General features: G+C 59.6%; 12 protein-coding genes. 7 read left to right on the top strand and 5 right to left on the bottom strand.

Annotation, left to right across the window (positions count from 1 at the left end; translation table 11 throughout):
* Positions 1 to 67 precede the first annotated feature (67 nt).
* The gene (locus tag SOP85_RS25900; RefSeq protein ID WP_274075855.1) at positions 68 to 1,393 is read right to left on the bottom strand and encodes a sigma-54 dependent transcriptional regulator; all 1,326 of its coding nucleotides are present in this window, start codon (positions 1,391 to 1,393) and stop codon (positions 68 to 70) included.
* Between the two features lie 345 nt (positions 1,394 to 1,738).
* Here SOP85_RS25900 and SOP85_RS25895 point away from each other — a divergent pair, with 345 nt between their 5' ends.
* The 3 genes from SOP85_RS25895 to nhaB all read left to right on the top strand — a co-directional run bounded on the left by SOP85_RS25895 (position 1,739) and on the right by nhaB (position 5,160).
* The gene (locus tag SOP85_RS25895) at positions 1,739 to 2,005 is read left to right on the top strand and encodes a hypothetical protein (RefSeq protein ID WP_274075856.1); all 267 of its coding nucleotides are present in this window, start codon (positions 1,739 to 1,741) and stop codon (positions 2,003 to 2,005) included.
* 284 nt (positions 2,006 to 2,289) lie between these two features.
* The gene (locus tag SOP85_RS25890; RefSeq protein WP_274075857.1) at positions 2,290 to 3,579 is read left to right on the top strand and encodes a hypothetical protein; all 1,290 of its coding nucleotides are present in this window, start codon (positions 2,290 to 2,292) and stop codon (positions 3,577 to 3,579) included.
* 78 nt (positions 3,580 to 3,657) lie between these two features.
* Positions 3,658 to 5,160 carry a sodium/proton antiporter NhaB gene (gene nhaB / locus SOP85_RS25885; RefSeq protein ID WP_323607873.1) on the top strand — a complete coding sequence of 501 codons (1,503 nt, stop codon included), beginning with the start codon at positions 3,658 to 3,660 and terminating at the stop codon, positions 5,158 to 5,160.
* A 20-nt stretch (positions 5,161 to 5,180) separates the two neighbouring features.
* Here nhaB and zwf read toward each other — a convergent pair whose 3' ends face one another.
* Both zwf and gnd read right to left on the bottom strand, forming a co-directional pair.
* Positions 5,181 to 6,704 (bottom strand): glucose-6-phosphate dehydrogenase, encoded by a 1,524-nt coding sequence (zwf, locus tag SOP85_RS25880; protein WP_323628679.1) that lies wholly within the window; start codon positions 6,702 to 6,704, stop codon positions 5,181 to 5,183.
* Positions 6,701 to 7,681 carry a phosphogluconate dehydrogenase (NAD(+)-dependent, decarboxylating) gene (gnd, locus tag SOP85_RS25875; RefSeq protein ID WP_274075860.1) on the bottom strand — a complete coding sequence of 327 codons (981 nt, stop codon included), beginning with the start codon at positions 7,679 to 7,681 and terminating at the stop codon, positions 6,701 to 6,703. Before gnd ends, zwf begins: the two co-directional genes overlap by 4 nt.
* Positions 7,682 to 7,953: 272 nt before the next feature.
* Between gnd and SOP85_RS25870 the strand changes: the two genes are divergently transcribed.
* The 4 genes from SOP85_RS25870 to SOP85_RS25855 all read left to right on the top strand — a co-directional run bounded on the left by SOP85_RS25870 (position 7,954) and on the right by SOP85_RS25855 (position 12,862).
* A complete protein-coding gene (locus tag SOP85_RS25870; RefSeq protein ID WP_274075861.1) occupies positions 7,954 to 8,130 on the top strand; it encodes a DUF6026 family protein in 177 nt (58 codons plus the stop codon).
* A 197-nt stretch (positions 8,131 to 8,327) separates the two neighbouring features.
* Entirely contained in the window at positions 8,328 to 10,061 is a 1,734-nt protein-coding gene (locus tag SOP85_RS25865) for a phosphoethanolamine transferase CptA (protein ID WP_323628678.1), read from the top strand.
* Between the two features lie 235 nt (positions 10,062 to 10,296).
* A complete protein-coding gene (locus tag SOP85_RS25860; RefSeq protein WP_323628677.1) occupies positions 10,297 to 12,537 on the top strand; it encodes a TonB-dependent siderophore receptor in 2,241 nt (746 codons plus the stop codon).
* A gap of 106 nt (positions 12,538 to 12,643) precedes the next feature.
* Positions 12,644 to 12,862: a hypothetical protein gene (locus SOP85_RS25855; protein ID WP_323628676.1), complete on the top strand. Its 219-nt coding sequence runs from the start codon at positions 12,644 to 12,646 to the stop codon at positions 12,860 to 12,862.
* 151 nt (positions 12,863 to 13,013) lie between these two features.
* On the opposite strand, the gene SOP85_RS25850 is transcribed toward SOP85_RS25855, so the two are convergent.
* Together SOP85_RS25850 and SOP85_RS25845 are read right to left on the bottom strand one after the other, a co-directional pair.
* Complete coding sequence (locus SOP85_RS25850) at positions 13,014 to 13,505, bottom strand: GNAT family N-acetyltransferase (RefSeq protein WP_274075865.1); 492 nt, start codon at positions 13,503 to 13,505, stop codon at positions 13,014 to 13,016.
* 145 nt (positions 13,506 to 13,650) lie between these two features.
* Entirely contained in the window at positions 13,651 to 14,232 is a 582-nt protein-coding gene (locus tag SOP85_RS25845) for a DinB family protein (RefSeq protein WP_323628675.1), read from the bottom strand.
* Between the last annotated feature and the right edge of the window lie 6 nt (positions 14,233 to 14,238).

The raw sequence follows: 14,238 nt of genomic DNA, 5'->3' as shown, positions 1-14,238 counted from the left end.
GCAGCCTGCGGCAGCTCCTACAAGGTGAACGTATTCCCATGTAGGAGCTGCCGCAGGCTGCGATCTTTTAACGTATTTGATGTTTGTGGAGCAGGCGGTAAAAGGTCGGCCTGGAGATGCCCAGCACCTTGGCGGCAATACTCAGGTTATCGCTATGACGGTTGAGTACATCACACAGGGCCTGGCGCTCTGCCCGGTGCTTGTAGTCTTCCAGCGTGCCCATTGGCGCGGCAATGGCGTGGTGGCTGATCAGCCCGAGGTCTCGCGCTTCGATCTGCCTGCCTTCGGCCAGCACCAGGCCGCGACGTACCCGGTTGGCCAGCTCGCGAACATTGCCCGGCCAGTCGTGTTTGCCCATGGCAATCAAGGCGTCTTCACTGAAGCTGCGCGGGCGGCGGCCGGTTTCATGGCTGTAGAAATGGGAAAAGTGGTTGGCCAGCATCGACAGGTCGCCATTACGCTCACGCAGGGGCGCAGTCACGACTTGCAAGACGTTCAGGCGGTAATACAGGTCTTCGCGAAAGCCTTTCTTCTCGATCGCCGCCTCCAGATCGACATGGGTTGCCGCCAACACCCGTACATCCACGGGGATCGGCTGGCTACCGCCAACCCGTTCGATGTGTTTTTCCTGGAGGAAGCGCAACAGGCTCGCCTGCAACTCAAGGGGCAGATCGCCGATCTCGTCGAGAAACAGCGTGCCGCCGTGAGCCGCTTCGATCCGCCCGACCTTGCGTTGATGGGCGCCGGTAAAGGCCCCCTTCTCATGGCCAAACAGTTCGGACTGGATCAGGTGCTCGGGAATCGCCCCGCAGTTGATCGCGACAAAGGGTTTGCTGTGGCGCAGGGATTGCCGATGCAGCGTACGGGCCACCAGCTCCTTGCCTGTGCCGCTTTCACCGCGAATCAACACCGGCGACTCGGTGGGCGCCAGCTTGCTCAACAGCTTGCGCAGTTCGCGGATGGGTTTGCTGTCCCCCAGCAGTTCGTGCTCGGGCTGATCGATGTGCACCGTGCCCTGCCCTCGCAGGCGCGCCATGCCAAAGGCCCGACCCAGCGTCACCTGGACCCTGGAGACATCGAACGGCAAGGTATGAAAATCGAAAAACCACTCGCAGACGAAGTCCCCGACATTCTGAAGCCGCAGAACGTCCTGGTTGAGCACGGCGATCCACTCGGTACCGCTGCGGCTGATCACCTCCTTGACCGTATCCGGGTGCTCGAGGTGAAAGGGCTGCAGTCGTAACAAGCCCACGTCACAGCTACGATCGGCGGCGTTGTCCAGCGAGCAGCTGTCAACATCCCAACCCACGGAGCGTAATCCAGGTAACAGGCGATGGCAGTCGTCGCAGGGATCAACCACTAATAGACGTCGTAACGCAGGCGCTTCGCTCATGTGATTTCCTTGACGCCAAATTTTAGGATTTTTTATTAAAAACAGTCATTTGGCGAACCTGGCTGTAACGTTAGCAAGAATTTGACGGGCGCTTGTACCGATTGACTATAGGCCTGCTGCGCAAAGCGTTATAAGAAACGGGATTTTCCAGCGACCTGACGAATGTTTCCTTTCATCAAGCTTTCAACACGCGCCCGATTTACAGGGATATACAAGAAAGTTGAAATTTCTTCTGATTGTGTGTGACCTGAACCCGGGTTGCGCGCATCAGTACAAGTAACCAGCCGAACGGTATAAGCCCAACCGACGGCAATTGACTTGATTGGGCCTACAGAGAGACGACCTATGAACGCCCCGCTCCGTGTCAACGAAGCTCTGCTGATAGCCGATCGCGCATTTAAACCGTTCAAATGCGTGGCCTGGGCCCCACAGGACGGGAATGGCGAACTGACCCTGACCGTTATCGACCGCACCAGTAACAAAATAGGGCGCAAACAGATCCCGAGCAGCGCCTACAGCGATCCGGCGCAGCTTGAAAGCTTGCTGGAACAGGCCCGCGCCGAATTGAGCGAAGAAGGCTACACGCTGCAATCCTGGTCGATGCCACAATAATTGTATTGCGGATTACTCCGGGGTAATCCGCGCCTTCCCACTGTTGTTAGTTAGTGGTCTTTTCATGCAAAGTGCACTCGAGACGCTTTCTTACTTGAACTTCGGCGTGCTCCGGACTCTTTGCTGGCTTGGCTTTGGTTCGAAAAGACAGTGTTGTGGCACACAACGACCCTCCGCCTGTTAGTTCTGACAGTTGTGCAATCAATCATTCAGGGATTGAATAATCTCTTAACAGTCGCCACCCCCAACTTCTGGATCAGGACGACTCGCAAGGAGATGCGTGCATGTCAATCCAGTCCGTTCTGGCTTTCCCCGCAACCGTCCAGCCTGCCGGAAAGCTCGACCCCAACTTCGCTGCCAAAGGCACCACCCAGGTGTATTTCTTTGGCAGTACTTCAAGCCTGGCCAATGACATCGCGATTGACTCACAGGGTCGTTTGCTGGTGGCGGCAAAGGTCACAATGCCTGGCGGCAGCCGCTTTGGCCTGGCGCGTTTGCTGAAGGACGGTTCGGCGGACCTGGCCTTTGGCAGACAAGGCAGTGTCATCGGCCAATTCGAACCGGGTTTCGAGGCCATGGCGGGCAAGGTGCAGGTGCTGCCCGATGGAAACATCCTGATCGCTGGCCTGCAATACGAAAGCGAGCACCGCACGCTTCCGGCACTGGCACTGTTCGACCCGCAGGGTCAACCGGTCCAACGGTTTGGCGACAATGGCCGCTGCGTGGTGCGCTTGCCAGGCCATTTGTCCCGGGGCATGCGCGATGTCTGGCTGCCTCCGGGCGTACCGGGCGCCGAGGCCTGCAGTGTCGACGTGCAGGAGGACGGTCGAATACTGCTGGTGGCCAATCATCACTTCGAACTGGCCGATCATGCTGCCATGCTGATACGTCTGGACGCCAATGGCTCGCTGGACAGCAGCTTCAATGGCCGTGGTTTTGTCATGGTCAGGCACCTGCTGATGAATACCTGGCTCAGCAACGTGACGGTGCAACGGGACGGTCGCATCCTGGTGGCTGGCTCGATCAATTTTCCGCAGGAAGGCCTGGTGGCCCGCTACAACCCCGATGGCAGCCTCGACAGCAGTTTCGCCCTGGACGGCTACATGAGCTTCACGGCGAACGGGCAAGGTGCCCAGGTCAGTCAAATCGTCCAGCAGGACAATGGCGACATCCAGTGTTTTGGCAGCAGCCGCGACCCCATGCGCTGCCTGGCCCTGAAACTGCACCTCAATGGTCGCCCGGATCATCACTGCAACGGCGGCCAGGCGCATTTGCTGGAGATCGGCCACAACGGCTGCCAGTGGACCGCCGCGCAAATGCAACCGGACGGCAGCGTAGTGACCGCCGGCGCCACCATTGGCGGCGTCGAGGCCGACTTTGTATTGGGGCGATACCTGCCAGGCGGGCAACTCGACAGCGATTTCGGCAACGGCAGTGGATGGCTGCGCACCCGTCTGGGCCGCAGTCTCGATACGGCCACTTCCGTCGCGGTACAGGACGACGGTAACGTCCTCGTCGGCGGCTATTCGCTGGACGGCAACTATCGGGCGATCGTCGCACGCTACCTGGTCTGATTCGATGGATTTTTCCTACGCTTGATCTTCTTTCCGGCTTACGGCAACTTGCGCGCTTCTTAATACAAGGAGTAGCCGATGTCCGGTTCGATGGTCCAGGCGTTCGCGCACAATTTTCTCGGCAACTCACCGCGCTGGTACAAGGCCTGCATTGTCGGTTTCCTGATTCTCAACGCCCTGGTGTTATGGACCGCAGGCCCGGTCGTCGCGGGCTGGATGCTGGTGCTGGAGTTCATTTTCACCCTGGCGATGGCCCTCAAGTGTTACCCGCTGATGCCCGGCGGCCTGCTGCTGGTCGAAGCGCTGCTGCTGAAGATGACCACGCCCCAGGCGCTCTATGACGAGTTGCTGCACAACTTTCCGGTGATCCTGCTGCTGATGTTCATGGTGGCGGGCATCTACTTCATGAAAGACCTGCTGCTGTTCCTGTTCTCGCGCCTGTTGCTGGGTGTGCGCAGCAAAGCCCTGCTGGCGCTGATGTTCTGCTTTTTGTCGGCGTTCCTGTCGGCGTTTCTCGATGCCCTGACGGTGACCGCGGTGATCATCAGTGCCGCCGTCGGGTTTTACTCGGTGTACCACCGCGTCGCCTCGGGTAGCGATCCGCGCCAGGACAGCGAATTTAGCGATGATCAGCACCTGCCCACCCTGCATCACGCCGACCTCGAGCAGTTCCGCGCATTTTTGCGCAGCCTGCTGATGCACGGTGCCGTGGGTACGGCGCTGGGTGGCGTGTGTACGCTGGTCGGCGAACCGCAGAACCTGCTGATCGGTCATGAGATGGGCTGGCACTTCGCCGATTTTTTCCTGAAGGTCGCCCCGGTTTCCCTGCCGGTGCTGGTCGCAGGCCTGGTCACCTGCGTCCTGCTGGAAAAACTGCGCTGGTTTGGTTACGGCACATTGCTGCCGGACAACGTACGCACCGTGCTGGCCAGTTACGCCGCCCAGGACAATGCCGAGCGCACCTCGCGCCAGCGTGCAGCGTTGATCGTGCAAGCCGTGGCCGCGCTGATCCTGATTGCCGGGTTGGCCTTGCACGTGGCGGAAGTGGGCCTGATCGGGCTAATGGTGATCGTGCTGATCACCGCGTTCACCGGCATCACCGACGAGCACCGCCTGGGCACCGCGTTCAAGGACGCCATGCCCTTCACCGCGTTGCTGGTGGTGTTTTTCGCCGTGGTGGCGGTCATCCATGATCAGCAGTTGTTCACGCCATTGATTCAGTGGGTCCTGGCCCTGCCCGCCGAGCAACAACCGGGCATGCTGTACATCGCCAACGGCCTGCTCTCGGCCATCAGCGACAACGTGTTCGTGGCGACCATCTACATCACCGAAGTGAAGCAGGCCTTTCTGTCCGGGCACATGAGCCGCGAGCATTTCGAGACCCTGGCGATTGCGATCAACACCGGCACCAACCTGCCCAGCGTGGCGACGCCCAATGGCCAGGCGGCGTTCCTGTTCCTGCTGACCTCGTCGATTGCGCCGCTGATTCGCCTGTCGTATGGGCGGATGGTGTGGATGGCGTTGCCGTATACGGTGGTGATGGGGATTCTGGGTTGGTACGCCGTGAGCTTCTGGCTGTAACCCCATACCCCCTGGGTCACTCAGCCAAGGCCGTGCCAGACGCGTCCGTCGCGGGTCAGCAGTTCTTCGGCGGCCTCGGGGCCGTTTTCACCTGCGGCATAGCCCTGCACGCTGGCATCCTGTTGCCAGGCATCGAGGAAAGGCTGTACGGCACGCCAGCCGTTCTCGATGTTGTCGGCGCGCTGGAACAGCGTCTGGTCGCCGGTCAGGCAGTCGTAGATCAGCGTTTCATAGCCGGTGGACGGCTGCATCTCGAAGAAGTCCTTGTAGGCAAACCCCAGTTCGATGTTGTCCATCTTCAGCGCCTGGCCAGGCCGCTTGGCCAGCAGGTCGAACCACATGCCTTCGTTGGGCTGGATCTGGATTCGCAGATAGGTCGGCGCCAGCTCATCGACTTCGGTATCACGGAACTGCGCATAAGGTGCCGGTTTGAAGCAGATGACGATCTCGGTGTCGCGCACGCTCATGCGCTTGCCGGTGCGCAGGTAGAACGGCACGCCGACCCAGCGCCAGTTGTCGATCATGACCTTGAGGGCGACATAGGTTTCGGTGTTGCTGTCGGGTGCCACCTTGTCTTCCTGGCGATAACCAGGCAGTGGTTTGCCATCGACTTCGCCAGCCGTGTATTGGCCGCGAACCGAATTGGCCCGGGCCTCTTCCACCGACCAGGGACGAATCGCGCCGACCACCTTGGCCTTCTCACCGCGCACCGCATCGGCACCAAAGGCCGCCGGTGGCTCCATGGCCACCATTGCCAGCAACTGGAACAGGTGATTGGGCACCATGTCCCGCAGGGCGCCGGTGTGTTCGTAAAAACTGCCACGGGTTTCCACGCCGACGGTTTCGGCCGCGGTGATCTGTACGTGATCGATGTAATGGTTGTTCCAGAACGCTTCGAACAGGCTGTTGGAGAACCGGCTGACCAGGATGTTCTGCACGGTCTCCTTGCCCAGATAGTGATCGATGCGATAGATCTGCTTTTCCGTCATGACCTTGAGCAGGCAGGCGTTCAAGGCCTCGGCGGTTTGCAGGTCGGAACCGAAGGGTTTTTCGATCACCACCCTGCGAAACGCCTCGGGGCTTTCTTCGAGCAAGCCGGACGCGCCGAGACGGCGCACCACTTCACTGAAAAAGCGTGGCGCGGTGGCCAGGTAGAACACCGCGTTGCCTGTGCCGCTGTCGGCGATTTTCGCCGCCAGCGCTTGATAAGTGCTGTCGTCCAGGAAGTCGCCCTGGACGTAGCTGATGCCTTTGGCGAGTTTGGCCCACACGTCCGGGTCAAGGGACTGATCGCCCTTGCCGACTTTGGCGGCCACCTCGCTGCGGATGAAGTCTTCGAGTTTTTTTGCGAAGCCTTCATCGCTGATGGCGTTGTGGTCAACGCCGATGATCCGCAGGCCATCCCCGAGTAAACCGTCGCGCTTGAGGTTGTACAGCGCCGGCATCAGCAGGCGCTTGACCAGATCACCGTGGGCGCCGAACAGGAACAGCGTGGTGGGTGGCGCGGGTTCAGTCTTGGATTTCCTGCGGATCCCATGGGTCATTTTTTCGCAGTCTCCTTGTGGCCACCGAAGCCGAAGCGCTGGGCGGAAAGAATCTTGTCACCAAAGGTGCCCTGGCCGCGCGAGCGGTAGCGGGAGAACAGCGAGTTCGACAGCACGGGCACCGGTACCGCCTGTTCCATGGCGGCTTCGATGGTCCACTGACCTTCGCCGCTGTCCGCTACGGAACCGGAATAACCGTCGAGCTTCGAATCGCTGGCCAGGGCATCGGCGGTCAGGTCCAGCAGCCACGAGGACACCACGCTGCCACGACGCCAGACTTCGGCAATATCGGCGACGTTCAGGTCGAAACGCTGGTCTGGCGGCAGGATGTCGCTGGACTTGGTTTTCAGGATGTCGAAGCCTTCGGCAAAGGCCTGCATCATGCCGTACTCGATACCGTTGTGGATCATCTTGACGAAATGCCCGGCACCGGCGGGACCGGCGTGGATGTAGCCGTGCTCGGCACGATCGTCATCGGACTTGCGGTCCTTGGTGCGCGGAATGTCACCCATGCCCGGCGCCAGGGTCTTGAACAGCGGATCAAGACGCGTCACGGTCTCGGCATCGCCGCCGATCATCATGCAATAGCCGCGCTCCAGGCCCCAGACGCCGCCGGAGGTGCCGACGTCGATGTAGTGCAGGCCTTTTTCCGCGAGGGTTTTCGCCCGGCGGATGTCGTCCTTATAGAAGGTGTTGCCGCCGTCGATGATGGTATCGCCGGCTTCGAGCAAGGTGCTCAGGGTGTCGATGGTGTCTTCGGTCGGTGCGCCTGCCGGCAACATGACCCACACCGCTCGTGGTTTGGCCAGGCCAGCGACCAGGGCCGGCAAATCGGCGACGCCGGTGGCGCCATCGCTGCTCAAGTTATCGACGAAGGCGGTATTGCGGTCGTACACAACGGTGGTATGTCCGTTGAGCATCAGGCGCCGCGCAATATTGCCGCCCATGCGGCCCAGTCCAATAATCCCGAGTTGCATGTGCTGATGCTCCCTACTACAAATAAAAGTGTGTCAAAGGTTATAGCCCAACGCGACTCATGAGGTTAGTCCAGAGCGTTGGCATGAAGTTTCCGGGCATTGTGCCCGATCCTGATGGATAACGTCAGGAATCGTGCCGAAGACACAACGACCATGAAAAATAAAAAAGTTCCCTTCGGGGGCAAAAGAAATCAAAATTGGCGCCGATAGTAGATCAGCCACCGATTTTGGCGGCAGACCTACAGTTGAGATAGCCATTTGCGAGGTGAGCAATGGGCACAGTACACAACGCACTGCCAGCACAAACCCTTTACGTCACTATCCGTCGCGAGGAATTGCGTCAGTTGAAAGACGAGCGCGACCAGTTGAAACAGGAGCTGGCGCAATTGCGCTTGCTGGTCCAGGGCCAACAGCCCTTGCCCCTCCCCCAGCGGGCACCTCACGCCTGATCCCATGGTCTGACCCGGAAGCAGCATTGCACTGCTTCCGACACGCCATATCTCCCTCTACCTCCGGCAACTCACGAAATTTTCACATCCGCCTATTGATACTTCGGCGCAATGTGCGCCGCCTGGACTGTGCGCGGCCGCCCCTTTTCGGCGTCTGCGGGACTGGGTGGTGCTGTGATTACTGGCTGGAGCGTTGAATGACTTGGTTTAAACGCAGCGATTCGTCTGCGAAAGGTTTCGATTGGGCAGGACTTCTCTGGCTGTTCCTGTTCTTCTGGTATTTTTCCGGCATCACCCAACTGTTGATCCAGCTGACCGGCACCTCCGGTTTCACCGGCTTTCGCCAGGCGTTCGTGATGAGTGCCATCTGGCTGGCGCCGATGCTGTTGTTCCCCCGTCAGACACGAGTGATGGCCGCGGTCATCGGCGTGGTGCTGTGGGCGTGCTCGATGGCCAGCCTCGGTTACTTCTTCATCTATCAGCAGGAATTCTCGCAAAGCGTCATCTTCATCATGTTCGAATCGAACGTGTCTGAAGCGGGCGAATACATGACCCAGTATTTTGCCTGGTGGATGGTCCCGGCCTTCCTCGCGCACACCGCGGTCGGCTACTTCCTGTGGACACGCCTGCGCCCGGTGTACCTGCCGCGCACCAAGGCACTGGTGGCAGCAACCGCCATTCTGGTTGCCGTGGTCGGTTATCCCCTGGTCAAACAAACCCTGCGTACCGGCAGCTTCGCCGAGGGCTTCGAGAAATTCGAAACCCGCATCGAGCCAGCGGTGCCATGGCAAATGGCAGTGGCTTATCACCGCTACCTCGACACCCTGGCCAACATGCAAAACATGTTGCACAGCGCGAGCAAGGTGGCGCCGCTGCACAACTTCAAGGATGCGACGGCCAACCAGCCCGCTACCCTGGTGCTGGTGATCGGCGAGTCGACCAACCGTCAGCGCATGAGCCTGTACGGCTACCCTCGGCAAACCACGCCGGAGCTGGACAAGCTCAAGGATCAACTGACGGTCTTCGATAACGTCATCACGCCGCGCCCGTACACCATCGAGGCGTTGCAACAGGTGCTGACCTTCGCCGACGAAGAAAACCCTGAGCTGTACCTGTCCACGCCGTCACTGGTTGCCATGATGAAACAGGCCGGCTACAAGACGTTCTGGATCACCAACCAGCAGACCATGACCAAGCGCAACACCATGCTCACGACCTTCTCCGAGCAGGCCGACGAACAGGTGTACCTCAACAACAACCGCAACCAGAATGCCGCCCAGTACGACGGCGACGTGATCGAGCCGTTCAACAAGGCCCTGGCCGACGCGGCACCGCGCAAATTGATCGTGGTGCATCTGCTCGGCACGCACATGAGCTACCAGTACCGCTACCCTTCGACCTTCGACAAGTTCAAGGACCGCAATGGCGTTCCGGCCGGCGTGCGTGACGACCAACTGCCAACGTACAACAGCTATGACAACGCCGTGCTGTACAACGACTTCGTGGTGTCTAGCCTGATCAAGGACTACGCCAAGTCGGACCCGAACGGCTTCCTGTTCTACCTCTCCGACCACGGTGAAGACGTGTTCGACTCCCCCGGCCATGGCACCCTGGGACGCAACGAGAGCAAACCGACGGCGCCGATGTACACCATCCCGTTCATGGCGTGGGCCTCGCCAAAATGGCGCGAAAACCACGACTGGAACTTTGCCGCTCACCTGGGGCGGCCGTACAGCAGTTCGCACCTGATCCATACCTGGGCAGACCTGGCAGGCCTGAGCTTCGATGAACTCGATCGCAGCAAGAGCGTGGTCAGCGACAGCTTCAAGCCACGGCCCTTGCTGATCGGCAACCCTTACGAGCGTCAGCAGCGGCCGTTGATTGACTTCAGCCTGATCAAGCCAAAAGCGCCTGAAGTCGTACAAAAGTAGCCCATTCAACGCCGTTCAAACCTGTGGGAGCGGGCTTGCTCGCGAAAGCGCAGTGTCAGTCGACATCAATGTTGAATGACACTGCGCTTTCGCGAACAAGCGCGCTCCCACAGTTGTTTTGTGTTGTAGGAAATATCTCATAATAATAATTATTCTCGTTTACCCCTAAATCCCTCCCTCCTCCTTCGTCCTTGAATCAACGGATTTTTCCCTCGACGACAAGGAGTCGGCCGCGATGTTCGCGCCTATCACCCGTTCCATGACTTTTACCCTTGGCCTGTGCGGCGCCGCACTGAGCCCGGACCTGCTCGCTGAAACCGAGACCGAGAAAGCGCCTTCGGCGCCAACCCTCATGCTCGGTGCGACCAACGTCACCGCCCAGAGCCTGGGCAGCACCACCGAAAATACCGATTCGTACACCACAGGTTCCATGAGCACGGCCACCCGGCTACCTATGTCGATCAAGGAAACACCGCAATCGGTTTCAGTGGTCACGCGCCAGCAAATGGACGATTTCAAACTCGGCAGCCTGTCCGAAGCCATGAGCCAGACCACCGGCATCGTGGTCCAGCACAACGACTCGGACCGGGTCAGCTATTCCTCGCGCGGCTACTCGATCAATAATTTCCAGGTCGATGGCATGTTGAATACCTTCAGCTACATGAAGTCCGATTCCGACACCATCATCTACGACCACATCGAAGTGGTACGCGGTGCAACGGGCCTGACCACCGGTGCGGGCGATCCCTCGGCCACCATCAACATGGTGCGCAAGCGACCGACTGCACAATGGGAAGCCAAGAGCGGTGTCAGCGGCGGCAGCTATGACGACTACTACAGCTACCTGGACGTCGGCGGCCCGCTGGCCTTCGACGGGCGACTGCGCGGTCGTGGGGTGGTGGCCTACCGCGACAGCGATTCCTACCGGGACAAATACCAGCAGCAACGGGAAGTCGGGTACGGGGTGCTCGAGGTCGACCTGACCGACGACACCCTGCTGGCAGTGGGTTACGACTATCAGAACAAGCACGTTCAAGGCACGTCCTGGGGCACGGTGCCGTACTGGAATGCCGACGGCAGCAAAGCCAACCTGGGACGCTCGACCAACATGGCGACGTCCTGGAGCTCGTGGCCGCTCAAGGACAAGACCGCGTTCGCCAACCTCGATCACCAGCTCGGTGGCGGATGGCAGTTCAAGGCCGCCTACACCCACCGCGAAAGTGACACCGACGGCAAGATCTACTATGCCGGCGGCGGCTTCCCCGAGGCGGACCGCAGCGGCATGATCGCCAACGTCAGCCACATGATCGGCACGCAAAAAATGAAGGCCTATGACTTCAACCTGTCCGGCCCCTACACGCTGTTGGGGCGTGATCACGAAATGATGGTGGGTTATGGCGAGGCCGAGCGCCGCGAGGATTCGCCTTACACGGTGGATGGCCCAAGAGCCGCCGATTATGAAAATGTCCCTGACTGGAAATACATGGGCAACATCGGCAAATTCCCCGACACCGTGACCAGCCTGACCGGCTCGAAAGACTATACCCGGCAGAAAGCCGGCTACCTGGCCACGCGCCTGAACCTCACCGATGAACTGCACGCCGTCCTCGGCAGCCGCTACGGCAGCTGGAAAACCTCAACCACCACCAACAGCTACGACGCCAACCTGCTACTGAGCGGCGTCGATCACAGCAGCCAGCAACAAAATGACATGTGGACGCCCTACGCCGGACTGCTGTACGACCTCACGCCGCAGTACACCGCCTATGTCAGCTACACCGACATTTTCAAACCGCAAACCAACCGCGACAGCAGTCGTAAATACCTCGAACCGGTGGTGGGCAGCAACTATGAACTGGGCCTCAAGGGCAGCCTGCTGGAAGAGCGCCTGAACCTGGCGACCGCGCTGTTCTGGAGCAAGCAGGACAACGTCGCGGAACTGGACGACTCGGTGCCACCGGATCCGGTGACCGGCGAGGAGTTCTACAAATCCAGCGGCAAAGGCAACAAGGTGCAAGGCTTCGAGGCCGAGCTGTCAGGCGAAGTCATGGCGGGTTGGAACATGACCGCCGGGTACACCTACACCCATTCGGTCGACGGTGAAAAACAACGGATCAACACGGTTCAGCCGTTGAACATGCTGCGATTTTCCACGGCCTGGCACCTGCCCGGCGAGTGGCAGGCGCTGACAGTGGGGGCTGCGGTGAACTGGCAGAGCGACGTGTACCGCAGCGCCAGTCGCCCGGTCGGGCGCCGCGCCGATGGCAGCTTTATCACCGAGCGCACGGACATTCAGCAGGAGGCCTACACCGTGGTCAACCTGATGTCGCGCTACGAATTCGACCGGCACCTGTCCGCCTCGTTGAACGTCAACAATCTGTTCGACAAGAAGTACTACGACAACGTCGGCTTCTACAACGGTGTGTATTGGGGCGACCCGCGCACCGTGACCTTGAGCCTCGACTGGAAGCTCTAGAGGTACTGATTCCCATTTAACGGAATCGGCGGATAATGACCGTTCGACTTTGATTCATCGACTCATGGACGAACGGCATCCGACATCTGTAAGTGGGAGGCACACCATGAAAAGATCCAACTTGATCCTCGCGGTACTGATGACCTTGGGCTCCGCCAGCGCCTTTGCCGAAGGCGGGGCCGAACGCATGCGCTACTACTACGAAACCCTGCACTACAGCCAGCAAGTGGCGTTGGGCAACATCACGCCAGACCAGGCGAAAGAGTTACGGGTACCGGACGATCAAACCGCGCAAATGACCGAGTCCTACCGGCCAAAAGATTAACCTCTGACTACCCGCGTTCCTGTAGGAGCAAGCTTGCTCGCGATGGTCGTCAACGATAACGCGTGTTGACTGGCTAAACGCGGAGCTCTCTGGCCCATCGCGAGCAAGCTCGCTCCTACAGTTACAGGTACAGGTACAGGTACAGTCAGGATTACAGCGGCTTGATCCAGAACATCATGCGCCCATGCGCCGGATCGAACTCGCCCGGGGCAAAGCCGAACTTGCCGTAGGACGCCTGCGCCACCGCATTGCCTTCCAGCACCTCCAGGGTGATCTTGCAGCAGCCGCGCTGACGGGCAATGTCCTCGACTTTGTCAAGCATCCGCTGGCTCAGTCCCAGGCCGCGAAACTTGGGTACCACCGCCACGTCGTGCACGTTGACCAATGGCCGGCAGGCAAAGGTCGAAAACCCTTCGAAGCAATTGACCAGCCCGGCCGGCTCGCCGCCGACAAAGGCCAGCACGCTGAACGCATGAGGGCGCTTGGCCAACTCAGCCGGCAGATGCTCCAGCACAGTGGCCGGAAGGGAGTGACCACCGCCCATTGGATCTTCGGCGTAACTGTTCAACACCAGGCCAATCGCCTCGGCATGCACCGGATTGGTGTAGCTGGCTTGAAGCACAAGAATTTCTGCGGAATCCATTTCCATCCTCGATGACTTGCCCCAGTACGTTGTTCGCGCTGGAAGGCCTGGGGAACATATCGCGAGCGGCGTTGTGGCTTCAAGACCTTAAGATCAAAAGATCGCCGCCTTTGTAGGAGCTGCCGAAGGCTGCGATCTTTTGATCTTAATGTCCCCAGATCAGTGCTTCAGTCCACCCCAGCTCGGCAAAATCCTCAGCCCTTAACGAAGACTCCCCGGCACAAAAAAACTCGTCCAGCTGCGGCGGCTTAACCGAAGTACCACTGAGCATCGCGTGAACCTGCCCGCGATGATGGAGCTGGTGCTCGAACAGATGTGACAGCAGGCGCAGGCGGCTGTCGTATTGCGGGGTGTCCCGGGCGATGGTCACGATCTTGCCCAGGTCCACATCGCGCATCTGCTCGCAGTAGGCAATCAAGCGTCGGTCGACCTGGGCCTGTTCGCGCTTGAGCTCGTGCGCCCGGGTAACCGGCTCGTCGTCCTTGAAGAACACATGACAATCAGGATGGGGATCATCACCGCGCAGGTCGCGCTCCAGGGCATCCACGTAGAACCAGTCGCAGGTCAGGATGTGGTTGAGGGTGGCGCGCAGACTGGGAAAGAAATTGACCCGGGGCGCCGCCAGCTCATCCTCGCTCAACTGGCACCAGGCCTTGGCCAGTCGGTGATTGGCCCAGGCATTCTGATAAGCCATGGTCAAAAAATGATGCGACAGAGGTTGATTCATCTTCAC

Origin of the sequence: Pseudomonas sp. YuFO20 (genome assembly GCF_035064975.1) — a bacterium.
Lineage (GTDB): Bacteria > Pseudomonadota > Gammaproteobacteria > Pseudomonadales > Pseudomonadaceae > Aquipseudomonas > Aquipseudomonas putida_AE.
The sequence above is the reverse complement of the archived record's forward strand: the minus strand, read 5'-3'. Positions and strand labels throughout refer to the sequence as shown.